30 protein-coding genes, 1 tRNA gene and 1 other annotated feature are annotated in these 25,632 nt (G+C 59.7%); of the genes, 19 read left to right on the top strand and 12 right to left on the bottom strand.

Features of this window, described 5'->3' with window-relative positions; all coding sequences use genetic code 11:
• Positions 1-53: 53 nt before the first annotated feature.
• From ACTG2T_RS04510 to ACTG2T_RS04500, 3 genes are all read right to left on the bottom strand, one after another.
• Entirely contained in the window at positions 54-938 is an 885-nt protein-coding gene (locus ACTG2T_RS04510) for a DMT family transporter (protein ID WP_323935500.1), read from the bottom strand.
• Positions 939-1,127: 189 nt separating this feature from the next.
• A tRNA-Arg gene (locus ACTG2T_RS04505) sits at positions 1,128-1,204 on the bottom strand.
• Positions 1,205-1,254: 50 nt separating this feature from the next.
• Positions 1,255-2,409, bottom strand: coding sequence for a flagellar assembly protein FlgT (locus tag ACTG2T_RS04500; protein WP_019446850.1), 1,155 nt, complete (start codon positions 2,407-2,409; stop codon positions 1,255-1,257).
• A 206-nt stretch (positions 2,410-2,615) separates the two neighbouring features.
• Here ACTG2T_RS04500 and ACTG2T_RS04495 point away from each other — a divergent pair, with 206 nt between their 5' ends.
• Both ACTG2T_RS04495 and ACTG2T_RS04490 read left to right on the top strand, forming a co-directional pair.
• Positions 2,616-3,236 (top strand): FlgO family outer membrane protein, encoded by a 621-nt coding sequence (locus ACTG2T_RS04495; RefSeq protein ID WP_005338718.1) that lies wholly within the window; start codon positions 2,616-2,618, stop codon positions 3,234-3,236.
• A gap of 10 nt (positions 3,237-3,246) precedes the next feature.
• Positions 3,247-3,672 carry an LPP20 family lipoprotein gene (locus tag ACTG2T_RS04490; RefSeq protein ID WP_005349622.1) on the top strand — a complete coding sequence of 142 codons (426 nt, stop codon included), beginning with the start codon at positions 3,247-3,249 and terminating at the stop codon, positions 3,670-3,672.
• A 76-nt stretch (positions 3,673-3,748) separates the two neighbouring features.
• Here ACTG2T_RS04490 and pheA read toward each other — a convergent pair whose 3' ends face one another.
• Positions 3,749-4,921 carry a prephenate dehydratase gene (pheA, locus tag ACTG2T_RS04485; protein WP_005343631.1) on the bottom strand — a complete coding sequence of 391 codons (1,173 nt, stop codon included), beginning with the start codon at positions 4,919-4,921 and terminating at the stop codon, positions 3,749-3,751.
• A gap of 38 nt (positions 4,922-4,959) precedes the next feature.
• Positions 4,960-5,081 (bottom strand) — a sequence feature (Phe leader region).
• Positions 5,082-5,251: 170 nt separating this feature from the next.
• Between pheA and ACTG2T_RS04480 the strand changes: the two genes are divergently transcribed.
• The 17 genes from ACTG2T_RS04480 (at position 5,252) to ACTG2T_RS04400 (ending at position 18,291) form a co-directional block, all read left to right on the top strand.
• Entirely contained in the window at positions 5,252-5,863 is a 612-nt protein-coding gene (locus tag ACTG2T_RS04480) for an HAD family hydrolase (RefSeq protein WP_330124019.1), read from the top strand.
• A gap of 18 nt (positions 5,864-5,881) precedes the next feature.
• Positions 5,882-6,160, top strand: coding sequence for a DUF6482 family protein (locus tag ACTG2T_RS04475; RefSeq protein ID WP_139460088.1), 279 nt, complete (start codon positions 5,882-5,884; stop codon positions 6,158-6,160).
• 79 nt (positions 6,161-6,239) lie between these two features.
• Complete coding sequence (locus ACTG2T_RS04470; RefSeq protein ID WP_042080710.1) at positions 6,240-7,076, top strand: hypothetical protein; 837 nt, start codon at positions 6,240-6,242, stop codon at positions 7,074-7,076.
• Positions 7,077-7,182: 106 nt separating this feature from the next.
• On the top strand, positions 7,183-7,755 hold the full coding sequence (locus tag ACTG2T_RS04465) for a DUF3157 family protein (RefSeq protein ID WP_252656046.1): 573 nt from the start codon (positions 7,183-7,185) through the stop codon (positions 7,753-7,755).
• A 189-nt stretch (positions 7,756-7,944) separates the two neighbouring features.
• Positions 7,945-8,586, top strand: a complete 642-nt coding sequence (locus tag ACTG2T_RS04460; protein ID WP_330124020.1) for an autotransporter — start codon at positions 7,945-7,947, stop codon at positions 8,584-8,586.
• Positions 8,587-8,766: 180 nt separating this feature from the next.
• Entirely contained in the window at positions 8,767-9,714 is a 948-nt protein-coding gene (locus ACTG2T_RS04455) for a YbgA family protein (RefSeq protein ID WP_123173627.1), read from the top strand.
• A gap of 69 nt (positions 9,715-9,783) precedes the next feature.
• Positions 9,784-10,671, top strand: a complete 888-nt coding sequence (locus ACTG2T_RS04450; protein ID WP_323935509.1) for a MerR family transcriptional regulator — start codon at positions 9,784-9,786, stop codon at positions 10,669-10,671.
• Entirely contained in the window at positions 10,668-12,089 is a 1,422-nt protein-coding gene (phrB, locus tag ACTG2T_RS04445) for a deoxyribodipyrimidine photo-lyase (RefSeq protein ID WP_330124021.1), read from the top strand. Before ACTG2T_RS04450 ends, phrB begins: the two co-directional genes overlap by 4 nt.
• 1 nt (position 12,090) lies before the next feature.
• The gene (locus tag ACTG2T_RS04440) at positions 12,091-12,519 is read left to right on the top strand and encodes a nuclear transport factor 2 family protein (protein ID WP_043819061.1); all 429 of its coding nucleotides are present in this window, start codon (positions 12,091-12,093) and stop codon (positions 12,517-12,519) included.
• Positions 12,516-13,250 carry an SDR family NAD(P)-dependent oxidoreductase gene (locus ACTG2T_RS04435; protein WP_330124022.1) on the top strand — a complete coding sequence of 245 codons (735 nt, stop codon included), beginning with the start codon at positions 12,516-12,518 and terminating at the stop codon, positions 13,248-13,250. Before ACTG2T_RS04440 ends, ACTG2T_RS04435 begins: the two co-directional genes overlap by 4 nt.
• Positions 13,247-14,506, top strand: a complete 1,260-nt coding sequence (locus ACTG2T_RS04430; protein WP_330124023.1) for an NAD(P)/FAD-dependent oxidoreductase — start codon at positions 13,247-13,249, stop codon at positions 14,504-14,506. Before ACTG2T_RS04435 ends, ACTG2T_RS04430 begins: the two co-directional genes overlap by 4 nt.
• Positions 14,503-15,285 (top strand): DUF1365 domain-containing protein, encoded by a 783-nt coding sequence (locus ACTG2T_RS04425; RefSeq protein ID WP_330124024.1) that lies wholly within the window; start codon positions 14,503-14,505, stop codon positions 15,283-15,285. Before ACTG2T_RS04430 ends, ACTG2T_RS04425 begins: the two co-directional genes overlap by 4 nt.
• The gene (locus tag ACTG2T_RS04420) at positions 15,285-16,541 is read left to right on the top strand and encodes a cyclopropane-fatty-acyl-phospholipid synthase family protein (RefSeq protein WP_330124025.1); all 1,257 of its coding nucleotides are present in this window, start codon (positions 15,285-15,287) and stop codon (positions 16,539-16,541) included. The genes ACTG2T_RS04425 and ACTG2T_RS04420 overlap by 1 nt, the downstream gene beginning before the upstream one ends.
• 2 nt (positions 16,542-16,543) lie before the next feature.
• On the top strand, positions 16,544-17,020 hold the full coding sequence (locus tag ACTG2T_RS04415) for a DUF2878 domain-containing protein (RefSeq protein ID WP_167556722.1): 477 nt from the start codon (positions 16,544-16,546) through the stop codon (positions 17,018-17,020).
• On the top strand, positions 17,020-17,238 hold the full coding sequence (locus ACTG2T_RS04410; RefSeq protein ID WP_123174202.1) for a TIGR02450 family Trp-rich protein: 219 nt from the start codon (positions 17,020-17,022) through the stop codon (positions 17,236-17,238). The genes ACTG2T_RS04415 and ACTG2T_RS04410 overlap by 1 nt, the downstream gene beginning before the upstream one ends.
• On the top strand, positions 17,195-17,737 hold the full coding sequence (locus tag ACTG2T_RS04405; protein ID WP_330124026.1) for a chalcone isomerase family protein: 543 nt from the start codon (positions 17,195-17,197) through the stop codon (positions 17,735-17,737). Before ACTG2T_RS04410 ends, ACTG2T_RS04405 begins: the two co-directional genes overlap by 44 nt.
• A 14-nt stretch (positions 17,738-17,751) precedes the next feature.
• On the top strand, positions 17,752-18,291 hold the full coding sequence (locus ACTG2T_RS04400; protein ID WP_330124027.1) for a DUF3833 domain-containing protein: 540 nt from the start codon (positions 17,752-17,754) through the stop codon (positions 18,289-18,291).
• Between the two features lie 73 nt (positions 18,292-18,364).
• Here ACTG2T_RS04400 and nqrM read toward each other — a convergent pair whose 3' ends face one another.
• From nqrM to ACTG2T_RS04360, 8 genes are read right to left on the bottom strand one after another with little or no spacing between them, the layout of a single operon-like run.
• On the bottom strand, positions 18,365-18,589 hold the full coding sequence (gene nqrM, locus ACTG2T_RS04395) for a (Na+)-NQR maturation NqrM (protein WP_005338668.1): 225 nt from the start codon (positions 18,587-18,589) through the stop codon (positions 18,365-18,367).
• Between the two features lie 9 nt (positions 18,590-18,598).
• Entirely contained in the window at positions 18,599-19,636 is a 1,038-nt protein-coding gene (locus tag ACTG2T_RS04390; protein WP_005338666.1) for an FAD:protein FMN transferase ApbE, read from the bottom strand.
• Between the two features lie 3 nt (positions 19,637-19,639).
• On the bottom strand, positions 19,640-20,863 hold the full coding sequence (gene nqrF, locus ACTG2T_RS04385) for an NADH:ubiquinone reductase (Na(+)-transporting) subunit F (RefSeq protein WP_005338656.1): 1,224 nt from the start codon (positions 20,861-20,863) through the stop codon (positions 19,640-19,642).
• Between the two features lie 32 nt (positions 20,864-20,895).
• Positions 20,896-21,492 carry an NADH:ubiquinone reductase (Na(+)-transporting) subunit E gene (gene nqrE / locus ACTG2T_RS04380; RefSeq protein ID WP_005338645.1) on the bottom strand — a complete coding sequence of 199 codons (597 nt, stop codon included), beginning with the start codon at positions 21,490-21,492 and terminating at the stop codon, positions 20,896-20,898.
• 3 nt (positions 21,493-21,495) lie between these two features.
• Positions 21,496-22,128 carry an NADH:ubiquinone reductase (Na(+)-transporting) subunit D gene (locus ACTG2T_RS04375; protein WP_005338644.1) on the bottom strand — a complete coding sequence of 211 codons (633 nt, stop codon included), beginning with the start codon at positions 22,126-22,128 and terminating at the stop codon, positions 21,496-21,498.
• Positions 22,121-22,909, bottom strand: coding sequence for a Na(+)-translocating NADH-quinone reductase subunit C (locus ACTG2T_RS04370; RefSeq protein ID WP_005338643.1), 789 nt, complete (start codon positions 22,907-22,909; stop codon positions 22,121-22,123). The genes ACTG2T_RS04375 and ACTG2T_RS04370 overlap by 8 nt, the downstream gene beginning before the upstream one ends.
• Positions 22,899-24,128, bottom strand: a complete 1,230-nt coding sequence (locus ACTG2T_RS04365) for an NADH:ubiquinone reductase (Na(+)-transporting) subunit B (RefSeq protein ID WP_005338642.1) — start codon at positions 24,126-24,128, stop codon at positions 22,899-22,901. The genes ACTG2T_RS04370 and ACTG2T_RS04365 overlap by 11 nt, the downstream gene beginning before the upstream one ends.
• Positions 24,129-24,131: 3 nt before the next feature.
• Positions 24,132-25,475 (bottom strand): Na(+)-translocating NADH-quinone reductase subunit A, encoded by a 1,344-nt coding sequence (locus ACTG2T_RS04360; protein WP_005349684.1) that lies wholly within the window; start codon positions 25,473-25,475, stop codon positions 24,132-24,134.
• Positions 25,476-25,632 lie beyond the last annotated feature (157 nt).

Here is a 25,632-nt window from a genome sequence, read left to right as displayed (position 1 = left end):
AGGGATGATGGCGTTTTTATGACAGCATGGTCAGGTGGCCCTATTTTACCGACTTAACTGGCTGGGGATGCCAGTGCTCTGTTGCGTTGGCCCAGCATACCGAGCAGGGCGCCGCCCATGATAAGTGCACCGGCCAGCAGATGGCGCGAGGTCAGCCTTTCTCCATTGAGCAACACCAGCAGCAAGGTACTCAGCAGCGGTGTCAGGTAGGCAAGGGCACCGATCCGGCGTGGATCGCCGTCTCGCAGTGCCAGATACCAGGTCACAAAGGCCGCCCCCATGGGGCCCAGCGCCAGCCCGATGATGAGCCACCAGTCACTGGTGGGGATCTGCGCGAGTGGCAGGGGCCCCTCCAGCAGACGGGCAAGCAGCAGCGCCAGCAAACCCGCGGGCAGACAGGCTGCCGCAGTGACCACGGCGGGGGCTGGCGGCAGACGGCGTGATAATACCGAGTAGGCTCCCCAGACGACAGCTGCACCGAGCGCCAACAGGTATCCCGGCAGATAGGTCTGCTGTAGTTGCAGCTCGCCGTTGACCATCACCAGCATGGAGCCCGCCAGACCAAAGGCGCCAGCCAGCAGGTGATGGGCATGGAGTGGATGGCCGGGCAACAACAGCGGGGTGAACAGAATGATGCAGAGCGGCCAGAGGTAGTTGATGAGGTTGGCCTCCAGCACCGGGGCATGGCGAAAGCTCATAAAGAGCAGCAGATGGTAGAGCAGCAATGCCGTAACCGTCACCAGCCAGGTAATAGGGCGAGCGCGCCATTGGCGCCAGAACGGCAAAGCCCCGACCCCGCAGAACAACAGCACCAGCCCGACCAGCACCAGCGGTGACACGCTGGTGACCCGTGACGTCAGCGCCGCCAGCGAGGCCCACAGCACAATGGTCAGCAGTGCAAAACCGGTGGATCTATCCCACCAGGAACATCCGGACATCCAACACTCCTTTGCAAGATGAAACAGGGCTTGGCCTCAAAGACAAGCCAAAGGCAAGCAGTCTATCAGAGAGATCGCACGCTCTGAACGCAGAAAGGAGAGGGTCATTACGGTTGGATGGTCGGATTCGTTGTCGCCAAAAACGACCAAGGGGTTGGCATCGTAATGATGCCAACCCCTTGTTTTATATGGCGCTCCCGACTGGAGTCGAACCAGTGACCTGTCCCTTAGGAGGGGACCGCTCTATCCTGCTGAGCTACGGGAGCTGTGTGGCGGGCATTATACAAGAAGCAATTCCCTTTTAAACCCTTGATTCTTATTCCAATACTGCCAAATCCCCATTCTGGATGTTAAACGGCGAATATTTGTTCTGGCTGCTGATGATGGCGCCATCGTCGAATACCTGTACTACCTCAAACAGGCCGTCGGCTGGGTTGCGCATCATGCGCGACTTGCCGTAGGGGTCGATAAAGTCGGCGTTGTGCTGGATGCGGAACTGATCGCCAAGCTTGACACCGTTGCGCCGCCCCAGATTGATGTAGGGGCCGCGTTCGTTCTGGCCAACCACCCGGGCGGTGACCGGGGCGCAGGTGAGCTGGGCTACCAGATCCTGAGCCGCCTGCTGCAACTGGTAGTTGACCTCCTGGCCATAGCTTGACTGCCAGAACTGGCCGCTGCTGCTGCCCACCTGTTCCCGCTTGCCAAAGGTCCAGGTGGCACGCCCTTCGTAGACCTTGCGGTTGACCAGACTGCCGTTGATGCCATCGAACAGGTAGAGCTGCATGCGAAAGTTGCGTACGGGATCCTCATACCAGCTGGTCAGCTGGTTGCCCTGCGGCTCGATGGAGAGATCGTCGATGCTGCCGAGCACCAGATACTGACTGTCGGTGCGCAGGCTGAGGGCCTTGATCTCTTCGAGGGCACTGCGATCCCCCTGTTGCAGATGGAGCGGATCGATGCGCAGGTTTTCATCCAGCCACTGGCGCACCGCGACCCCTTGCGGCGCGTTGGCGAGGGTTTCGAACAGCCGGCGCGAGAGGTTTTCCGGCATGTCGTCCATGGCGCCGTAGCTGGCTTGGTCCGGATAGCGCATCCGCAGCCTGACCAGTGTCAAATCCTTGGCGAAGTGCTGGGTCTGGCAGATCTGGCGCTCGGCCTGAATGTCGGCCACTAGCGTGATATACATGCGGCCGTTGCGCACCTCTTCCCGCTTGAGCCGGTACTGGCGAATGTCGCCGCCGGAGCGGATCTGGATCTGCTCGGAGCGCAGGCTGCCATTTTCCAGACGCTGGACGCTGGAAACGGCCGCGCCGCTGGCCAGCAGCGCCTGACGCAGGGCGTCGCGGGTCGCCTGCTCGCGGGCATAGACCTCATCGCCCCCCAGAATGGCGGCGCTGCCCTGCGCTTCGATAAGCTCGGCGCGGGCGCTCAGGCTGGCCAGCAGCAGGGTCAACAGCAGCGGTAATTTCATAGCAGATACCTTGAGTTGGCGGGCAGCCGAGCCATTTTGAGGAAATGGCACCTACTGGCCGACATGGATCACAACACGTTCCAATTGGCAGCGCACGTTGGCGCTGACGATGACCATTAAAAAGCAAGAATCATGCCTCATTCCCGGCTCAAGCTTTGTCCAGCGCGTCCGATAATAAGTCAGGTGCAGATACAGGAAAGGTATCCATGAACAAACTCATCACGGCGTTGGCGCTTGCCCTGGCATTGACCGGGTGCGGCTCCGACCCTATCAATCGGGATCAGGGTGACCCCCGCCAGGCGGCGCAGGGGATGGAGCTCAACTGGCTGGTGGCGCGCATGACCGATCAGCTGATGGAGCGCAAATCGCTGACCACCCTGACCGAGCCCATCGCGGTGGCCTCTTTCGTTGATCTCGACACCCTGCAGGATACCAACTGGATGGGGCAGCAGATTGAGGAGAGCTTTATCTACGAGCTCAACCGCCGCGGCGAGGTGGTGGTGGACTTCAAGCTGACCGGCAGTATCAAGGTAACGCCGCAGGGGGACTTCGTGCTGAGCCGCAACTACAAGGAGCTCTCTTCCCGTTTGCCGATCTCCCGCATTCTGGTCGGCACCTTCAGCCGCAACAGCAAGGGGATCCTGGTCAACGCCCGCGTTATCGACATGCGCACCAAGATGGTGGAGACCACGGCCCAGAGCCTGATCCCGCAAAAATATCTGTTCGGTGCCAACAATTCGTTTGGTCGGGCATCGATCAATCGCGGTTATCTGATGCGTGACAGTCAGGCCCGGCCGGGCGGTCATCTGGTCAACCTGACCCCGTGAGGAGCGAGTCATGAAGATCCTGTTTGGTTGCCTGTTGGCACTCTTGCTCACTGGTTGCAGCTACAACCGGGTGGTGGATTACACCCAGGGTGGCAAGCCCGATGATTTTCCGGTGCTCAAGGCGGTAGGCTATGCGGTGATCGACATCCAGCCTGGCCCCTCCCAGTCGGAGAAGATGCTGCAAGCCATTCGCGCTTCCAAAATGGATGCATATCGCGAGCTGGCCGAGCAGCTCAATGGTCAGCAGGTGCGCGGCCAGAGCAGCTATCGTGACTTGACCCAGACCTCCAACTCGCTGGATGTGTCGGTCGCCGGTGTGGTGCGTGGTGCCCGGGTGGTTGCCTCTTATCCGCGCGGCAATACCTATGCCACCGAGATGGAGCTCGATACCCGTGCCCTCTATAACATCAATCAGTTGATGGCGGGTCAGTTCTGAGTTGATTGCCTGACCTGAAAACAGGCATCAAAACAAAAGGCGAGCAGGGTGCTCGCCTTTTGTCGTTGTGGGCTGTTTAGCTTCCCATCAGCACCGGCGGCACTGCGGTGGGTTTCACATCCTCGCTCGGGTAGCAGCCCAGCACCTTGATATAGCGGGTGATCTTGGTCAGCTCCACCAGTGCGGCCTGCATCGCTGGGGTCTGCAGGTTGGCGGAGACATCCAGATAGAACATCTCTTCCCACGGGTTGCCCTGCACCGGACGGGATTCGAGCTTGGTCATGTTGATCTCGTGGCTGCGCAGTACCAGCAACGCCTCGACCAGCGAACCCGGTTTCTGGGAGGTGGACATGATGAGGGTGGTCTTGGCCGGGATCTGCGGTGCCACGTCGATGGGCTTGCGCGCCACCACGATAAAGCGGCTGTAGTTCTCTTTCTGGTTGGCGAGCTGCTCGGCCAGCACATCCAGACCATACAGTTCGCCACCGGCGGCGCTGCCGATGGCGGCGGCCTCCGGGCTGGCCAGTTCTTTCACCTTCATCATGGCGCTGGAGGAGGAGTCGCAGATCTCGTGACGGGCACCTTCCAGCTTGCTCAGATAGTGGGAGCACTGCTGGAACACCTGCGGGTGGGCATAGAAGGTTTTGATGCGACTCAGCTCGGTCGGTACGGCGGTGAGGATGCAGTGCTCGATGGGGTAGGTTAGCTCGCCGACGATGGAGAGGCTGGTATGCTGCATCACGTCATAGACTTCGTTGATGGAGCCCGAGCTGGTGTTTTCGATGGGCAGCACGCCAAAGGCGGCGCGGCCTGACTCCACCGCATCCAGCACTTCGCGGAAGTTCTGGCAGTTCACCTCGATCACCTGATCCTTGTAGCGCGCCAGATATTTGCGGGCGGCCAGGCTGGAGTAGGAACCACGCGGTCCCAGATAGGCGACGCTGGTCATCGGCTCCTGCTGCTCCGGGTTGAGCAGGCTCTGCAGATAGGCCTGCTGGGAGAGCACAGAGTCTTCGATGATGGTGTGATAGATGCGGGTGATGTACTGGGCGTCCAGCCCCAGCACACGCCCTTTCTGGATCAGGGCGACCAGCAGCTCCTGCTCCCGCTGGTGGTCACGGATGGGGCGCGGGTTGGCTTGCTTGGCACGGGCGACCTCGATGCTGAGTGTCTTGCGTTTCGCCAGCAGGGCAAGCAGCTCCTGATCCAACCGGGTGATGTCTTGTCTGATCTCGTCGAGCGTTGCCATGATTGTTCCCTATCCAAGTAATCGATTGATATTAATGCAAAAAAAAGCCTCCGCTAGGGGAGGCTCGATTCGTCTTTGCTTTCTGTTCACACGACGACAGGCCTTCCCTCAAGCGGGCCGGATAAACGAGAAAGCAAAGAAGAATGGTGCGTGCATAGGTGTGTCCTTGAAGTAACGTCATAACCATTAAGGGATTTGTCGGCCTGATGCAAGTAAAACTTGCCCGCGGGCGGGGATGGGGGCAGGGTATCCGGTTAAGAAAATGGCATATGAGCGATGTTCTATTGACTCTGTTTTTATGACTGAAATCCAGTGGGGGAGGTAAAGACGATGGCGATTATTTTCGATCTGGGACGGGTGGTGGTGAGCTGGGATCCGGTAGGCATAGTGCGTTCCGTGCGTGGCCCGCAAGGAGCCGAACAGTTGGCTGAGCTGCTCTTTAACCACCCGGACTGGCTGGAGGTAGACAGAGGCACCATGTCGCTCCACACCATGGCCCGGGAAGCGCAAGCGCGTACCGGCCTCTCGGCGGCGGAGAATCTGGCCATTTTACAGGCCGTTCCGGCCTCCCTGCAGCCAGATCCCGCTATGCTAACCCTGATAGCCGAGCTGCACGGGGCGGGGCACACTCTGTATGCCCTCTCCAACATGGGTCATGCCAGCATCGACTGGTTGGAGCAGCATCAGGATTTCTGGCGCTTCTTCAGCGGCAAGGTGGTCTCGGCGCGGGTGCGGATGATGAAGCCGGAGCCGGATATCTACCGCTATCTGCTGGTGTCGTTCGATCTGAAACCGGCAGAGTGCATCTTCATCGATGACAGTCCTGCCAACATCGCGGCCGCCGAGGCCCTCGGTATCAGGGGGATCGTCTTTACCGACGCGGCAAGTTGCCGCCAGCAACTGGGTGAGCTGGGCTGTTTGCCCGCCACCGGCAGGGGGTGATGCCCCTCTAGGAGCACTATGGAGCATGGCCGGTTTCGCAATTGGCTCAGTCATTATCCCGAGGCGACCCTGATCATCGCCTGCAAGGATGGCAGCGGTTATCAGCTCTGTGTTGAGGCAGAAGGGGAGTGCCTCTGCCTGACCGACAGCGAGGGAGGGCGCCTGACCTTCACCTCGCTGGATCAGGCGCAGGGTTTCTTACGAGCCCATCTGGTTCACCAAGCAAGATTACGAATTTATGACGCCCAAAATGAAGATTTAGCAGCAGAATCACAGGAAATAATCATCAAGTTTTAATTTTAACCAGACTCTTTAAGGGTCTATTCAGTTTGTTTGCCGCACAATACTGCACCTGTTCATCATCCGGAGCTGTTTAATGGGTGCCAATGTAGTTGTACTGAATCAGGGATATGATCACTCTTTTCAAGCCAGGGAACAGCTGCTGATTGAGCGACTGGCAAGTTTTGACGAGCTGGTTGTCTCTTTTTCGGGACGGTTGGAATCCTGCTACAGCATCGAGTTGTGCCGCGCTGCCGGTGTGAAAATCCACGCAATTACCCTCGATAATCCGACCCGCAGTCGCAGCGAAGTGGCCCGAGCCCGCCGTTATTGCCAGCGTTATGGCATCGATCACTGGGTCATCAAGAGTGACGAGATCGTCTTTTGCGATCGCCTGCCAAATATTGAAGGGCTGATCGACCCGGTTCGCCGCATTGGTGAGTATGTGCAGACTCGTCCGGAATGGACTCATCTGCCGTTACTGGTTCCGGCAGCGGTGGAGGAGCGTGATGATTATCTTGCCCAGTTCGGGTCTCTGCCTGCCAACTCCATCTGGTTTTTTGCCGACAACGGATTGATGCGCCGCGATTATCGTTACGGCTTCAACAAGCGTCAGCTCGGTCGTTGGGGCAAGGGGAGCAACGGTTGCCTCAGCAATCGCTTCACCAATCCACGGCAGCTTGAGCAGCGTTATCTGCGAATGGTGGATCAGGCAGAGCAGATGCTGGCCGACATGGGGCTGGACGAGGCACAGGTCTTTTTCCATACCCTGTGCGACTGCTCCACCACCCTGGCCCGGGTGCGTCTGCCCGAGCATCAGCGTGCGCAGGCCTTTGATATGCAATCGGATATTTTGTCCGCCCTCAAGGGGAGCAAGTTTGATCTGGTGACCCTGGATATGGCACAGAAAGAGCGGCACGATCTCGCCATCTAGCCTGCGGGCAAGCGATGCGGGTGCCAGAACGTGAGTGCCGTCATAGGCAAGGGGCGACGGGACTGTTTATACTGTCGCCCTTTCACCCGTTACCGAGCTTCGCCCAATGAAACCCTTCTCCCGTCTGCTGATTGCCCTGTGCCTCTCCCCCGTATTGGCGCAGGCTGCCCCTCTTTCTCAGGTGACGCTGCCCGATGGTCGGCAGGTTCAGCTCAACGACGACTTCACCTGGGAGTATCTGGTGGTCAAACCGGCCGAGTCCGTAAAGGGCGTGGCTGCTGATGGGAAGGCTGGGGCCGTGGTTGCCGTCGCTGCTCCGGTGCTGACCGATCAGGCCAAGGCCAATCCGGAACTGCTTGCCCAGATGGCGCGTGACGGTGTGGTGGTCAAGCTGGACAAGATCGCGGGATCTGACCCGCTGGTGCTGACCTTTATGGTGAGCAATACCGGCACCCGCAATGTAGTCGGGGTGCGTGGCATGGTGACCCTGTTCAGTGCTGACGGGGTGCAGCTGAGCCGTCAGGAGGCCCGCTTCTGGGTTGCCGAGAACCGCCTGCCGGAAACCTATCTGCGCAAGGGGCAAGCCCGTCCGTCACTGGCACTCGAGATCCCCCGTCCTGCCGGATTGACCGGTCAGCCGCTGGTGCGGGTTGAAATTGACGAGGTGGTCTTCCGCTGATTTGGCGTTGTTCCGGCCCATGCAAACCGTGTGGGCCGGCAACTTGTTGCCGCTGACACCCCCTGCAATATCTGCTTACATCTGACATGGTTCTGCAACAGCTTGCAGCTCGGCAAGCCGGGAACCTGATCGCACAATGACTCCATACCAGCTCGCTAGCAACGGGCCCAATCACATGGAGTTATCATCATGAAAAAAGCAACTGTCTCTCTTCTGGTTCTGGCCGGGTTTGCCTCTACTTCCGTCATGGCGCAGGATGCCTTTAGCTACGGTAAGGGCGCTGCTACCTGGGCGCACACCAAATCCGACTATCTCAACGGTACCTTCAGCAATGACAGCAAAGGAACCCGTGATTTTGGCGGTCTGAGCCTGGATCTCTCCAAGAGCTTCGGCTCCAATTTCTATGGTCGCGGCAGCACTGAATACACCTCTCGCAGCAACGGCAACGACAGCATGTCGATCTCCAGCATCGGTGTCGGTGTCTTTACTCCGCTCAGCACGGGTCTGAACCTCTACGGTGAAACCGGTGTGATGGGCTACACCCTGGAGCGTGAACTTGCCAGCGATATCGCTAACAAAGGGTGGGATGCTGTTGCTCGCAAAGATAGCGGCAGCATGTACGGTGAAGTGGGTCTGCGCTATGACATCGGTAATGTCGAGCTCTCCACTGCCTACCGCTACGCCAACATGACCGATGATATGCACGACTTCAAGGTGGGCGGTGCCTACAAGCTCAACCAGAACTGGGCACTGACAGCCGATTACACCTATCGCAACTGGGATCTGCAAAAAGGTTCCATCTCCAGCCTGGGTGTGAAGTACAGCTTCTAATTTTCCTTCCCGTAGTCCGTAGTGTCTTGATTTTTACCCATGGCGTTCGCCATGGGTTTTTTCTTTTTCCGGTGATCCCTTTTTTCTCCTTGTGTCGTATCAGTCGCAAATAGTTATACAACTTTCATTTTTTTGTATAACTGCTATAACTGAATCAATGCTTATACAAGGAGTGTCATCATGTACAAGATTAAAGTCGGTATCAGTGCCTGCCTGCTGGGACAAGAGGTACGTTTCGATGGGGGCCACAAGCGCTCCAGCTTCTGTGAACGGGATCTTGGCGCTCACTTTGACTATCACCCCGTCTGTCCCGAGATGGCCATTGGTCTGGGGGCGCCCCGTGCCGCCATCCGGCTGGTCAAGCGCAACGGCGAGATCCGCGCCGAGGCGAGCAACGGTAGCTTCGATGTCACCGAACAGCTGATTGCCTTCAGCGAGCAGAAGGCTCGTCAGCTCGACTTTATCTCCGGCTACATCCTCTGTGCCAAATCACCCAGCTGCGGTATGGAGCGGGTCAAGGTCTATGGCGCCAACAACGAGGGGAGCGCCAAGGAGGGGATTGGCCTCTTTGCCAAGGCGTTGATGGAGGCCAACCCCTTGTTGCCGGTGGAAGAGGATGGCCGCCTGTGCGACCCCATCCTGCGGGAGAACTTTGTGCTGCGGGTCTTCGCCTACCATGACTGGCAGCAACTCTGCGCCCGCGGCATTACCGCCTCTGCGCTGATCCGCTTCCACTCCCGCTACAAGTATCTGGTGCTCTCCCACGCCACCACCCACTACAGGGCGCTCGGCAAGCTGCTCGGCAATCTGGGCAAGTCCACCAATTTGCAGGAGGTGGCCGACAACTACATCAAGGGATTGATGACGGCGCTGACCCTGCGAGCCAACCGCCGCAGCCACACCAATGTGCTGATGCACCTGCAGGGCTACTTCAAGCGGGTGCTGACCCCGGCCCAGAAGCAGGAGCTGGCCGATACCATCGACAAGTACCGCACCGGCATATTCCCCTTGCTGGTGCCGCTCACCCTGATCCGTCACTACCTGCGCGAGTACCCCAATCCCTATCTCGCCGAGCAGGTTTATCTCAATCCGCACCCCGATACGCTCAAGCTGCGTTACGGGCTCTGAATCCGTTCTGTTGCCCCGGCGCATGGTTTGCGCCGGGGAGCCTTACCCCTCTGTTTGATGGACGTTGTCATGTCTGATTTATCGCAAGAAATTGCTCCTCTGGCTGATGAGGGGATCTACCCCATTCGCGAGGTCTCCCGCCTCACCGGCGTCAACGCCGTGACCCTGCGCGCCTGGCAGCGCCGCTACGGTCTGGTGCAACCGGCCCGCACCGAAAAGGGCCACCGCCTCTACAGCGAGCAGGATATCCGCCAAATCGGCGAGATCCTGAGCTGGCTGGAGCGGGGAGTGAGTATCGGGCAGGTGAAGGGGCTCTTGAGCGAACCTCATTCCGCGCCGGTGAGCGATCACTGGCAGCAGACCCTGGAGCAGTTCAGTCAGGCGCTGCTCGCCTTCAACCAGCGCAAGGCGGAGGCCGAGCTCAACGACCTGCTGGCGAGTTATCCATTCGAGCTGGTGCGCAGCCGGGTACTGCAACCGCTGGTGGAGCGGCTGCTGGGGCTGTGGCGCGAGCGGCCCGATGGCGAGTTGCTGCAACAGGTGTGGCTGGGTTGGCTCCATACCCGCTTCGCCCGCCACCTGATCGAGCAGGAGAAGGGCGTGCCGATCACCTTGGCGAGCTGGGGACTGGTCGGCCCCCTCGATCTGGTCTGGGTCGCCTACGAGCTGATCGGTCAGGGCTATGAGGTGCAACTGCTGGGGGCGGTCGAACCTCGCCATGTCAGCCTGCTGGAAGGACGTGCTGTTACCCCCTGGCTGGTATTGCTGGGAGCCGGTCTTGGCAAACAGGAGCTGGCCGCCGGGTGGCCCGCCGGTACGCGCCTGTTTGGCGAGCTGGGGCGCCTCTACGACGATGAGTGGCTTAACGCCCACGGCTGGCAGGCGAGCCTTGCCGAGCTGATGGTGGACGTACCTGCTGCGGCTGGCGCCAGCGGACGCGGGAGGAAAAAATCATGAAGCTGGTCTGGTTGCGCAATGATCTGCGCCTTGCCGACAACCCTGCGCTACGGCATGCCTGCGCCGGTGATGAGCCGGTGGTCGCGCTCTTTATCATCTCTCCCACCCAGTGGCGGCAGCACAAAATGGCCCCCGTCCGTCAGCGCTTTATGTTGGCGCAGGTCGATGTGCTGGGACGCGAGCTGGCGGCCCTCGGCATCCAGCTCCATCTGCTGCGAGTAGAGACCTTTGCCGAGGTGCCCGCTGCGTTGGCAGACCTCTGCCGCGAGCAGGGGGTGACCCAGCTCTACGCCAATCAGGCTATCGAGATCGATGAGCTGCGTCGCGACCATGCCGTCACTGCCGCGCTGGCAGAGCAGGCGGTGAGCGGTCACTGGTTCAACGGCTGCTGCGTATTGCCGCCGGGGCGGGTGCTGACCGGCTCGGGTGAGATGTTCAAGGTCTTCACCCCTTTCAGCCGAGCCTGGCTCAAGGCACTCGATGAGGAGGGGTTTGTCATTCATCGCGCTCCTGCGCCACGGGGCGAGCCACTGCCGTGGCAGCCGCTGGCCGAGCGGGCGTGGGTTGATGAGGCGCTCGGCGAGCTGACGCCTGATCCACGCTGGCCAGTGGGGGAGGCGGAAGCCCGGCGCCGTTTGAACGATTTTCTGGAGCAGGCGGTGCTCGACTATGGGGAGACCCGGGATTTTCCTGCCATCGCGGGCACGTCCGTGATCTCCCCCTATCTGGCGGCGGGCATCATCAGCCCGCGTCAGTGTGTGGCGGCGCTCCAGCAGCGGCTTGGCTATCGGCCCCAGTCCAAGGCCCAGCCCGGCTTTGTCTGGCTCAATGAACTCATCTGGCGCGAGTTCTATCGCCACCTGCTGGTGCTGATCCCGACTCTTTCGATGAATCGCCCTTTCAAGGCGGAGATGGCGGCCTTGCCGTGGAGCTGGGACCCGGATGCCTTCGCCGCTTGGTGCGAGGGGCGCACTGGCTACCCCATCGTCGATGCGGCGATGCGCTGCCTCAACGCCACCGGCTGGATGCACAACCGGCTGCGGATGATAGTGGCGAGCTTTCTCACCAAGGATCTCCATATCCACTGGCGGCTCGGGGAGGATTACTTCATGAGTCGGCTCATCGATGGAGATCTGGCGGCCAACAACGGCGGCTGGCAGTGGGCAGCGGGGACCGGCGCCGATGCGGCCCCCTACTTTCGGGTCTTCAACCCCACCACTCAGGGGCAACGATTTGATCCACAAGGGGAGTTTATCCGTACCTGGGTAACTGAACTTGCCGATATTCCTGCCGCTTATGTGCATCAGCCCCACGACTGGCTGCGGCTCAAGGGACGACAGGATTATCCGGCACCCATGGTGGATCACGCCGTTGCCCGGGTGAGAGCCATCGAGATGTTTCGCTCTCTGGAGAAATAGGATGAACGAGCCGCTGGCCCGCTTTATTGGCCTCTATCAGCAATTGGACAAACAGCAGTTGCATCGATTGCCCGAGGTCTATGCCGAACAGGTGGTCTTTACCGATCCGGCCCACCGCATTGAGGGGCTGGCGGCCCTTGGCGATTATTTTGCCGCCCTCTATCAGCGCCTCGCCTACTGTCGCTTCGTCATCACCAGTCAGCAGCAGCAAGGGCCGCAGGCCTGGCTCGGCTGGACTATGACCTTCTCTCACCCCAGATTGCGTGGTGGTGAGCCGGTGACGGTGGAGGGGGCCACCCGCCTCGAATTCGACGAAGCGGGCAAGGTGTGCCAGCACCGGGACTATTTTGACCTGGGCGCCATGCTTTACGAGCAGTTGCCGCTGCTCGGGCCCGTGGTGCGCACTATCAAGATGAGGCTTGGCGCATGAGCGGCCGGGTGCTTATTACAGGCGCGACTTCCGGCATCGGTCGCCAGTTGGCGCTCGATTACCAGCGTGCAGGCTGGCAGGTGTGGGGTTGTGGCCGCGATGGCGAACGGCTGCAGGCGCTGGGGCTGCACGGCATCACGCCGCTGCAGTTCGATGCCCGGGATCTGGCCGCAATGAGCGGGGTGGCTGCTACGCTGCCATCCCTTGATCTGCTAATCCTCAACGCAGGCAACTGCGAGTACATGGATGTGGCGGAGGGGTTCGACAGCGAGCTGTTTGCCCGGGTGATTGAGACCAATCTGACCGCCACCGGCCATGCTTTGGCTGCCTTCTTGCCGTTGCTCGGGGCGGGATCTCGGCTGGCCATCGTCAGCTCGTCGGTGAGCTGGCTGCCGCTGCCGCGAGCCGAGGCCTATGGTGCCTCCAAGGCGGCCCTCGACTATCTGGCGGATACCTTGCGCCTCGATTTGGCCAGCAAAGGGATCGGGGTGACCCTGATCCGCCCCGGCTTTGTCCAGACGCCGCTCACCGCCAAAAATGATTTTCCCATGCCCTGCCTGGTGACGGTGGAGCAGGCCTCCCGCGCCATCATGGACGGGCTGACCGCTGGTCGTCACCAGATCCACTTTCCCCGCCGTTTCATCTGGTTGCTGCGCCTGCTTGGTGCGCTGCCGGTGGGGCTCTGGCTGCGCCTTGGCCGCGCACTCGTATCGAAAGGAAGCCATTCATGAAGAAAAAGATCGCCATCGTCGGTTCAGGGATCTCGGGGCTCACCGCCGGTTTTCTGCTCTACAAACTCCATGACATCACCCTGTTCGAGGCGGCGCCGACCCTGGGCGGCCATACTGCGACCGTCGATGTGAATCAGGCTGGCCGCAGCTATGCCATCGACACCGGTTTTATCGTCTTCAACGATCGCACCTATCCCAACTTCTTGAAGTTGCTGGCGCGGATCGGCATGGCACGGCAACCGGCCGAGATGAGCTTCTCGGTGAAGAGCCCGGAGGGGCTGGAGTATAACGGTCACAACCTCGACACCCTGTTTGCCCAGCGCAGCAATCTGTTGAGCCCCCGTTTCTACGGTTTTGTCGCCGAGATCTTGCGGTTCAACCGGGAGGCGCGAGCCTGGCTGGCGGATGGTCAACATCAGGGGACGGGTCCCGAGCTGACCCTGGGAGATTTTTTGCTGGCGGGGGAGTTTAGCGACTACTTCGCCCGCCACTACATCTTGCCGATGGGGGCGGCAATCTGGTCATCGACCCTGGCCGATATGCGCGCCTTCCCCCTTGGCTTCTTCCTGCGCTTTTTTGCCAACCACGGTCTGCTGGATGTGGCCAATCGCCCCCAGTGGTATGTGATCCCGGGTGGCTCGCGGGAATATATCGGCCCCCTTACCGCGGGCTGGCAGTCGCAGATCCGCCTCGCCTGTCCGGTGCAGAGTGTGCGACGGGAAGCGGATGGCGTGGTGATCCAGAGCAGTTACGGCGAGGAGCGGTTTGACGAGGTGATCTTCGCCTGCCACAGCGATCAGGCGCTGGCGCTGCTGGCGGATCCCGGCGAGCGGGAGCAGGCTATTCTCGGCGATATGCCCTATCAGGCCAACGATGTCTGGCTCCATACCGATGCTCGCTGCCTGCCCACCCGCCGCAAGGCATGGGCCAGCTGGAACTATCAGCTAGATGGCAACGACGAGGCGCGGCCGCTGGTGAGCTACAACATGAACATCCTGCAGGGGGTGAACTCGCCGGAGCCCTTCTGTGTCAGCCTCAATCCCAAGGGCAAGGTGGATGAGAGCAAGGTACTGCGCCGCTTCGTCTACCACCATCCGGTGTTCAATCAGGCCTCCATCGCCGCCCAGCAGCGGCGGGCGGAGATCTGTGGTCAGCAGCACACCCACTTCTGCGGCGCCTACTGGTACAACGGCTTCCATGAGGATGGGGTGCGCAGCGCGCTGGATGTCGTCAGACGCCTCGGGGCCGAGCTATGAACGGCGCCACCGTGGCCACCGCACATGAGCGTGCCGACGAACTGGCCGGTGTTACCAGCGCTATCTGGCAGGGCTCGGTACGCCACCGCCGTTTTGCGCCGCGGGCTCACGCCTTCTCCTACAGCCTTTTTATGCTGGGACTGGATCTCGACGAGCTGCCGAAGCTCGATCAGGGGCGCTGGTTCGGGGTGGAGCGCTCGGGGCTGCTTTCGTTTCACAGCCATGACTATCTCAAGGGGAGTGAGGGAAGCCTCAAGCAGGCGGTGTGGCAAAAGGTGAGCGAACTGGGTGGCGATGCCGAGCCCGAGGGGCGGGTACTGCTGCTCGGCAATGTGCGCTGTCTGGGGTTCTACTTCAGCCCGGTCAACTTCTACTTCTGCTACCGGCAGGGCGAGGCGCGCTATCTGCTGGCAGAGGTGTCGAACACCCCCTGGAACGAGCGTCACTACTACCTGCTGGATTTGGCGGCGCTGGCACCCCATGACAAGGATTTTCACGTCTCCCCCTTTATGGGGCTGGCGATGCGTTATCACTGGCGGATCAGGCCGCCCGCACAGGAGACACTGATCCACATCGAGAGTCATCCCGTATCCGGTGAAGCCAAGCTGTTTGACGCAACCCTGGCGCTCACTCGCGAACCCTTGTCGCGCAAGGGGCTGGTGGCCCTGCTGGCCCGCTGGCCCTGGATGACCATGAAGGTGCTGCTCGGGATCTACTGGCAGGCCCTGCGTCTATTTATCAAACGAACCCCGATATTTACCCATCCGGAGAGCCGCTAATGGAACTTGCTCAATCAACCCTCTCTGCCTCTTTCATCGACAAGGGGGCAAGGCAACTGCTGCTCAATCTGCTGGGTCGCCTCGAACATGGCCAGCTGCTGCTGCGGGATGGCGGTGAGCGCCACAGCTTTGGCGTCGTGGGTACCGATCTGCATGCCGAACTGGTGGTGCTGGATCCTGCCTTCTATCGTCGCCTGTTGCTGGGGGGCAGCATTGCCGCCGGAGAAACCTGGGTGGAGGGACTCTGGACCAGCCCGGATCCGGTGGCGCTGGTGCGGCTGCTGGCCCGCAATCTGACCCTGCTCGACTCCCTCGAACGGCGCCTCGGCTGGCTCAGCTTCCCCTTCAACAAGGTGCGCCACTGGCTCAACCGCAATACCCTGACCGGTTCGCGCTCCAACATCGCCGCCCACTACGATCTCGGCAATACCCTCTATCAGGGCTTTCTCGACAGCCATATGCAGTACTCGAGCGCCATCTACCCGAGCGCCGAGGCCACTTTGGAAGAGGGTCAGCAAGCCAAGTTGCGCACCATCTGCGAGCGGCTGGAGCTGGGGCCTGACGATCATCTGCTGGAGATCGGCACCGGCTGGGGTGGCCTCGCCGTCTATGCCGCCCGCCACTATGGCTGCCGGGTGACCACCACGACTATCTCCCGGGCCCAGCATGACTATGCCAAGGAGTGGATTGCGCGGGAGGGGCTGGGGGATCGCATCACCTTGCTGCTGGAGGATTACCGCAAGCTGGAAGGCACCTATGACAAGCTGGTCTCCATCGAGATGATCGAGGCGGTGGGGCACGCCTTCCTGCCCGACTATTTCCGCCAGTTGTCACGGCTGCTCAAGCCCGGTGGCCGCCTGCTCATTCAGGCCATCACCATCGCCGATCAGCGCCACGCCCAATATCTGCGCGGAGTCGATTTCATCCAGCGCTACATCTTCCCCGGTGGCTGCTTGCCGAGCGTCTCCCAGATGGCGGGGTTGCTGGCGCGGGAGACCGACATGCAGCTGGTGCGGTTGCACGATCACGGCCATCACTATGCCCGCACCCTGGCTCACTGGTGCGAGCGCTTTCTGGCGTTGGCGCCCGAGCTGCCCAAGCTCGGTTACAGCCAGGATTTCATCCGGCTGTGGCACTTCTACTTCGCCTATTGCGAGGGGGGATTCTGGGAGCGCACCATCAGTCTGGTGCAGTTGGAGGCCGCCAAGCCGGGGCCCGCTGGCTGGTCGGGTGATGTGCCAGTAAGCGGTCACTGATCATGTGGCAGTGGGCTCACCTGCTGGGGTTCAACCTCTACTGGTTGCTGGCGGTGAAGTGGCAGCAGCCGGGCCCGCTGCTGGCAATCTTGCTGCTGCACTTTCTCTTCTCACCCAGCCGCCTGCGTGACTGGCGGCTGCTCCCCATCGCGGTGGCCGGCTGTCTGCTGGATGTGCTGCTCTGGCAGCTCGGCCTGTTCCGGTTCCCGTCCGGTTTTCCCCTCTGGCTGGTGCTGCTCTGGCTCGGTTTTGCCCTGACGCTGGCCCACGGTATGCGCTGGCTGCTGCGCTTGCCTCGCTGGCAGCAGGCGCTGTTTGGCGTGTTTGGCGGTGCCTCCTCCTATGTGGCGGGGGCTGCCATGGGGGCAGTACACTTACCCTGGGGCATCTGGATCAGCACGGCGCTGCTGGCTGTGATCTGGATGTGGTGGTTACCCGTACTCCTGTGGGTAATGGTCAAGCTGGAGGGTGAGTCATGATAAACACCTTTTCGACCGACTCGTTGCTTTTTTCCAAATGGACCAAAGAGAGCCAGCATGAGCTGACTGATCGCTTCTATCTGGTGGTTGCCTGCCAGCGGGATGCGCAAGGGCAGCTGGTGCAGGTGGTGATGCAGGATATCAACACCCTGCAGGAACAGGAGATGGACTGGCATGAACTGGAAGACCCCAACCACTGGCATATGGGGTGGAATTAACCCGCAACTGCTGGCGTTTACGCTCTTTGCTGCAACCGCAGTGCAGGCTTCTGCCGCCCCCTGGCAGCAGCTGCGCCCGGTCGGGCAGGGGGAGATGAACTGGCTCTGGTTGAAGCTCTACGATGCCACCCTCTACAGTGCGAGCGGGCACTATCAGCCCGGTCACTATCCGCAGGCCCTGACCCTCACCTATGCCAGATCCATCGAGCGGGAAGACCTGCTGAGCGCCACCGCCGCCGAGTGGCAGCGGCTCGGTCTTGGCACTGAAGTCGAGCGTCAGCGCTGGCTCGGCCAGCTCGCATCACTCTGGCCCGATGTGCAGGCAGGTGACAAGCTCACCTTCTATGTCGACAAGGGCGGGGTAGGCCACTTCTGGTGGCAGGAAAAACCCCTCGGCACTCTGGCCGATCCGCAATTCTCGGCCGCTTTTCTCGCCATCTGGCTGGCTGACAACAGCCGCGATCCCGCCCTGACCCGCCGCCTGCGTGGCCAACCCTGAACATGGAGTCTCTGATGCCTTTCTATCGTGCATACCGCTGGTTGTTGTTGCTCCCCTTTCTGCTGCTGGGTGGCTGTGGTGCCAGTCTCGATGACTATCGGGGGCAGGGGCCAAACTGGGATCTCGCCCGTTTCTTCAATGGCAAATTGGTGGCTCACGGCCTGGTGACCGACCGCAGCGGCGAAGTGACCAGTCGCTTTCGGGTCGAGATGGTGGGTCGTTGGAAGGATGGCAAGGGAGAGTTGTTCGAGCAGTTCTACTTTGATGATGGCCGCCAACAGACCCGTACCTGGTATCTGAGCAAGGGGGTTGACGGTCACTGGCGAGGTAATGCTTCCGATGTGGTGGGAGAGGCGGTGGGTAAAAGCGAAGGGTTCGCCCTCAACTGGCGTTATCAGCTTGATCTGGCGCTGCCGGATGGCGAGGTAGTGCGGGTGAGCTTCGATGACTGGATGTACCTGCTGGACGAAGATCGTCTGATCAATCGTGCCGAGATCAGCAAGTTCGGTATCCATCTGGGTGAGGTGATCCTCTATATCGAACGTCAGCCCTGACCGTTAACGCAAGATAACGGCCAGTAAAAAGCGCGCCGATGGCGCGCTTTTGTTTACCGAAAAACCAGAGTCATCAGATGATGCGGTTCTCTTCCAGCATCTTGCGACGGGCCTCTTCCTTGGCCATCTTCTTCTTGCGGTTGTCGCAGGGTTCCGGGCAATCGCACTCTTTCTCGATGCCGACACTACCCAGACCGCCACAGGAGCCGGAGATGGTCTTCTTCTGGAAGATATAACCGATAGCCATGGCGGCTATCACCAGCATGAATACCCCGAAGGTGATCAGAAAAATCTGCATCTCTACCTCTTACTTCTTGACCAGATAGGGCTTGAAGGCATCGGAGTAAGCCTCTTCAAAGCCGTTGTCCGTCTTGGTGATCACGAAGATCGCCAGGCCGCGCTCGTTGGCATAGGCCAGGCTTTTCTCGGTCCCCATCACCATAAACACGGTGGCCAGCCCGTCTGCGGTCATGCAGGAGGGGTGGATCACGGTGACCGATACCAGGCGGTGCTGGATCGGCTTGCCGCTGCGCGGATCTATGGTGTGGGAGAAGCGCTGACCATCCAGTTCATAGTAGTTGCGGTAATCGCCGGAGGTGGCCACCCCGTTGTCACCGGGCACGATCACCTCTTGCACCGTGCCGGTGCCTGCGGTGGGCTTCTCGATGGCCACGCGCCAGGGGTGACCCTTGCCGTTGACGCCATTGATCCGCAACTCGCCGCCAATCTCCACCAGATAGTTACGCGCACCCAGTGACTCCAGATACTCGGCTACCTTGTCCACACCAAAGCCTTTGGCGATGGCAGAGAGATCGACGTAAAGATCCGGAATGTCTTTTTGCAGGGTATCGGCATCCACCGAGGTGATGACGTGCAGGTTGCCCAGACCGGTCTTCTGGCGAGTCTGGGTGATCAGCTCGTCGGAGGGGACCTTGGTCGGCTTCTTGTCCGGGCCAAAGCCCCACAGATTGACCAAGGGGCCAACGGTGACGTCCAGCGCCCCCTGGCTCTCACGGCCAATGTGAATGGCCTCTGTGACGACCCGTGCGGTATCGCGGGAGACCACTACCGGTTTGTTGTCACGGCTCTGGTTGAAGCGCGACAGCTCGGAATCGGGGCGATAGGTCGACATCTGATCGTTGACCCGCTCCAGCAACACATCCACCTCAGCTTGAAGCTTGGCCGGATCGCTGATGGCGCTGTCCGCCACCTTGATGGAGTAATAAGTGCCCATGGTGCTGCCGGTGATGTGGATCTCCGGTTTGGATTGGACCGTCTCCTGACCGCACCCAGTCAAGAAAAAGGCTAGCCCGAAGGCTAGCCAGGTCTTTACAACACTGTGCATGGATTAACCACCAAAGTCATCCAACAGGATGTTTTCGTCTTCAACGCCCAAGTCTTTGAGCATGTTGATGACGGCAGCGTTCATCACCGGAGGTCCACACATGTAGAACTCGCAATCTTCCGGTGCTTCGTGGTTCTTGAGATAGTTCTCGTAGAGCACGTTGTGGATGAAGCCGGTGTAGCCGTCCCAGTTGTCTTCCGGTTGCGGATCAGACAGCGCGACATTCCAGGTGAAGTTCTCGTTCTCGGCGGCGAGCATGTCAAAGTCTTCGACATAGAACATTTCGCGCTTGGAACGGGCACCGTACCAGAAGCTCATCTTGCGCTTGGACTTCAGGCGACGCAGCTGGTCGAAGATATGGGAACGCATCGGCGCCATACCTGCACCACCACCGATGAATACCATTTCGGCATCGGTGTCTTTGGCGAAGAACTCACCGAACGGACCGGAGATAGTCACCTTGTCGCCAGCCTTCAGGCTGAAGATGTAGGAGGACATCTGTCCCGGAGGGGCAGTCCAGTTGCTCGGGGGCGGGGTCGCGATACGCACGTTCAGCATGATAATGCCGAACTCTTCCGGATAGTTGGCCATGGAGTAGGCACGGATGATCGGCTCATCGACCTTGGACTCCAGCTCAAAGATCTTGAAGCGATCCCAGTCACCGCGATACTCCTCGGGAATATCGAAGTTCTTGTAGTGCACGTGGTGAGCCGGGGCTTCAATCTGGATATAACCACCGGCGCGGAACGGCACGCTCTCTCCATCGGGGATCTGCAGCTTGAGCTCCTTGATGAAGGTGGCCTTGTTATCGTTGGAGATAACAGTACATTCCCACTTCTTGACCCCGAAGATCTCTTCCGGCAGTTCGATATCCATGTCGGAGCGAACGGTAACCTGACAGGCCAGACGCTCGCCATGACGGGCTTCGCCCTTGCTGATGTGATCCAGTTCGGTCGGCAGAATGTCGCCGCCACCGGATTTCACCCGTACCTTGCACTGGCCGCAGGAGCCACCGCCGCCACAGGCGGAGGAGACGAAGATACCGCTGCCAGCCAGCACGCCGAGCAGCTTGCCACCGGCCGGGCTGGTCACAGCCTTGGCCGGGTCACCATTGATGCTGATTGTCACGTCGCCCGCGGTCACCAGCTTGGACTTGGCGAACAGAATGACTGCCACCAGTGCCAGCAGGATCACGGTAAACATGACCACACCCAAAATAATTTCCATCTATCGTTCCTTTCTGATTGCAGGAAAGCCGATTACAGGGAGATACCAGAGAAGGACATGAAGCCCAGCGCCATCAGACCGGCGGTGATGAAGGTGATGCCCAGACCGCGCAGGCCTTCTGGAACATCGGAGTACTTCATCTTCTCGCGGATACCCGCCAGCGCAACGATCGCCAGCATCCAGCCTGCCCCTGAACCCACACCGTAGACCACAGACTCCATGAAGTTGTAGTCACGCTGCACCATGAAGGAGACGCCACCGAAGATGGCGCAGTTCACGGTGATGAGCGGCAGGAAGATACCCAGCGCGTTGTAGAGTGCCGGGAAGTACTTGTCCAGCGCCATCTCCAGGATCTGTACCAGTGCTGCAATCACACCGATGAAGGTGATGAAGCTCAGGAAGCTCAGATCCAGACCGGATACCAGAGCGCCATCTTTAAGCACGTAGTTGTAGATCAGGTTGTTGGCAGGAACCGCGATGGTCTGCACCACAATAACGGCAATACCCAGACCCATGGAGGTCTTTACCTTCTTGGACACCGCCAGGAAGGTACACATCCCCAGGAAGAAGGAGAGTGCCAGGTTTTCGATGAAGATCGATTTAATCAACAGACTCAGATAGTGTTCCATACCTTAATCCTTCGCCTCCACCTGCTTGGGATCCTTGGTGCGTACGCCCCAAATGATCAGACCAATGATGAAGAATGCACTCGGCGGCAGCAGCAGCAGGCCGTTGGGCACATACCAGCCACCGTTGTTCACCAGCGGCAGCAGCTCGATGCCAAACCAGGTGCCGGAGCCCAGCAGTTCACGCACGGTCGCGACACTCAGCAGAATGGCGCCATAGCCCAGACCGTTGCCGATACCATCCAGGAAGGAGGGGAGCGGGGCACTCTTCATGGCGTACGCTTCGGCGCGGCCCATTACGATACAGTTGGTGATGATCAGACCCACGAAGACCGACAGTTGCTTGGAGATGTCATAGGCGTACGCCTTGAGCACCTGGTCAACCACGATAACCAGTGAGGCGATGATCGCCATCTGCACGATGATCCGGACGCTGTTCGGGATCTGGTTGCGGATCAGGGAGATGAACAGGTTTGAGAAGGCGGTGACCGCCATGACCGCGAGGGTCATTACAAACGCAGTTTTCATCTGGCTGGTAACCGCCAGTGCAGAACAGACACCCAGCACCTGCAAGGCGATGGGGTTGTTGCCCAGCACAGGCGTCAACAGCAACTTCTTCATTTCGCTCTTGTCAGCCATTGTTGATTTCTCCTGCACGAACCTTGGCCAGGAAAGGACCGAAGCCCTTGGGACCCATCCAGAAGTCGAAGGTATGCTGTACGCCGTTACCGGTCAGAGTGGCACCGGAGAGACCATCGATCTCGTGCTCGGAGCCCGCCGGAGCATGGCCCTTGATGACGCGCAGCGCCGGCATGCCATTCTGGTCGAACAGTTTCTTGTCCTTGAACAGCGCCTGCCAGGCCGGGTTTTCGATCTCGCCACCCAGACCCGGGGTTTCACCGTGGTCATAGTAGGTGATGCCCTTGATGGTCTGGCCATCAGCGGCAACGGCGACGAAGGCATACATGGTCGACCACAGACCCTGACCGTAGATGGGCAGGATGATGCTGTCGATCTTGCCTTCGGCATCCTTGGCGAAGAATACCGGGATCTGCTTGGAGATCTGACGCAGGCTGGCCTTGTCGTCAGCGGCGGCAAGACGGATGCTGCGGGCCGGATCTTTGGCTGCCTGCTTGGTGTCGAAGTTGTCGGCATCGCCGTCAACAAAGTCACCGGTCGCCAGATCCACCAGACGCGCTTCGATCTTCTCGCCGTACAGTTTGGCCAGGTCGCGCTTGGCCACTTCGCTTACATCCACACCGGCTACGGCGAGAATGTTGCTCTGCTTGTCCAGCGCCTTGTTTTCCTGCTGGGTAGAACGCAGGCCCACAGCGGCAACGGATACCACGATGGAACAGGCCAGACAGAGGCCGGTGACCACGCTGACGGTGCCGAGGGTTGAATCTTTATTAAACGCCACGAGCAATCCTCCGCTTGATGTTTGCCTGAGCGACGAAGTGGTCAAACAGGGGCGCAAACAGGTTCGCAAACAGAATGGCCAGCATCATGCCTTCCGGGAACGCAGGGTTAACCACGCGAACCAGCACGACCATTACGCCGATCAGGGCGCCATACCACCACTTGCCTTTGTTGGTAAAGGCGGCGGAGACTGGGTCGGTCGCCATGAAGGCCATACCGAAGGCGAAGCCACCCAGTACCAGATGCCAGTGCCACGGCATGTTGAACATGGGGTTGGTATCGGAACCGATGACGTTGAACAGCAGGGAGGTGGCGATCATACCGATCATCACGCCGGCGATGATGCGCCAGGAGGCGATGCGCATGTAGACGATCATGGCGGCACCCAGCAGGATCATCAGGGTAGAGACTTCACCGATGGAACCCGGCAGGTTACCCAGGAAAGCGTCCATCCAGCTGATAGCCTGGCCGGTTGCACCGTTGATCAGCGCCATCTGGCCGCCTTGGGCCCACTGGCTCAGGGCAGTCGCGCCGGAGAAGCCGTCAACAGCAACCCACACTGCGTCACCGGAGATCTGGCCCGGGTAGGCGAAGAACAGGAACGCACGACCAGCCAGCGCCGGGTTCAGGAAGTTCTTGCCGGTACCACCGAACACCTCTTTGGCCATCACCACACCGAAGGTGATACCCAGCGCGGCTTGCCACAGGGGCAGCTCGGGCGGCACGATCAGGGCAAACAGAATGGAGGTCACGAAGAAGCCTTCGTTGATCTCGTGTTTGCGCACCATGGCGAACAGCACTTCCCAGAAACCACCGACAAAGAAGACGGTGATGTAGATCGGGAAGAAGTGGGTGGCGCCGATCAGCATCTTGCTGCCGATACCGGCAACAGCCGGATCGAGGGAGGCGCCCAGCATGGTAGCCAGGGCATATTGCCAGCTGCTGGCACCAGCAGCCGAGCCCATGTGGGCAATGGCGGCAATCGCCTGGTTACCAACGTTGTACATGCCCCAGAACATGGCCGGGAACACGGCCAGCCACACCATGATCATCATGCGCTTCAGATCGAGCGCATCACGAACGTGGGAGGCGTTGCGGGTAACGCTACCCGGGGTGTAGAACAGGGTGTACGCCGCTTCGAACAGGGCATAGTACTTGGCGTACTTTCCACCCGGTTCGAAGTGGTGTTCCATATTTTCAAGAAGTTGCTTGAAACTCATCGCTTAACCTTCCAGTTCAATCTTGGTCAGGCACTCACGCAAGATCGGGCCGTACTCTGTCTTGCCGGGGCAGACAAAGGTACAGAGCGCCAAATCTTCCTCATCCAGCTCCAGGCAGCCCAGTGCTTGCGCACCGTCGGTATCGCCGGAGACCATGTCCCGCAGCAGCAGGGTCGGCAGGATGTCGAGTGGCATCACCCGCTCATAGTTGCCGATAGGCACCATGGAACGGTCACTACCGTTGGTAGTGGTGGTGAAGTTGATCAGCTTGCCCTTCATCAGATGAGAGAGGGTGGTACGGGTGATAGAGAACTTGTTGGCGCTGGGGTTGATCCAGCCCAGGAACTCTTTCTCGCGACCTTCACCCAGCACGCAAACCTGATTGTGGTAGCGGCCCAGGTAGTCGTGAACACCTTCGGCTTTGGCACCACTCAGGATAGAACCGGAGATGATACGGTTTTCGTCGGCACGCAGCTCATTATTGGTGAGCTGACTGATGCAGGCGCCCAGACGGGTACGCAGCAGACGCGGCTTGAGCACGTTCGGGCCAGCCAGCGCGATCACCTTGTCAGTGAAGATCTGACCGGTGGTGAACAGCTTGCCGAATGCAATCACATCCTGATAGTTGATGTGCCACTGCACCTTGGTGCTGCTGACCGGATCCAGGAAGTGGATATGGGTACCCGGCAGACCGGCAGGGTGCGGACCAACGAAGATCTCTTCCTTGACCTGAGCCAGCGGAGAGTGGGGCAGACTGCCTTCGCCTTTACAGACGTAGACTGCGCCGTCGGTCAGGCGGGTCAATACGGCCAGACCATCGAGGAAGGCCTGCGGCTGTTCCTTGATAATCAGCTCGGCATCGGCTGCCAGCGGGTTGGTGTCCATTGCAGTCACAAAGATGGCGCGCGGGGCAGACGCTACCGCGGGGACTTTGCTGAACGGACGGGTACGCAACGCAGTCCACTGACCTGATGCGACCAGGATCTCTTGCACCTTGCTGCGCTCGAGCTTGGCCAGCTCGGCAGAGGCAAAATGCTCAAACGTCACCTGTTCATCGGAACCGTCCAGGTCGATGACCACAGACTGGAGAACACGTTTGGCACCACGGTTGATCTCTGAAACCACACCGGTGGCAGGAGCTGTGAATTTAACGCCCGGATTCTTCTTGTCTTCAAAAAGATCCTGACCTTTGATGACGCGATCACCTACTTTGACGAACATAGTAGGTCGCATCCCCACAAACTCCTCGCCCAGTGTCGCAACACGGGTGATGGCGGGGCCATCGTAGATTACTTGCTCTGGCGCACCCAGCACGGGGATGTCCAGTCCTCTTTTGATTGTAATCATACTTACTTGCACTACCGTTACGGGAGAGGTTGGTTAGCGCCGAGAAATACATCACGACGGGTGGTTGAATGAGTCGGTGTTGTGGTTGCGCCAGGTGGGCAGGCTCAACAATTATTCAACATGCAGGCTCACTCAAAAGCGCTTGAGTTTACCACTT

The organism is Aeromonas sp. 75A (genome assembly GCF_051919425.1).
Classification (GTDB): domain Bacteria; phylum Pseudomonadota; class Gammaproteobacteria; order Enterobacterales; family Aeromonadaceae; genus Aeromonas; species Aeromonas veronii.
Note: the sequence above shows the minus strand (reverse complement) of the source record. Positions and strands in the feature narration are given on the sequence as shown.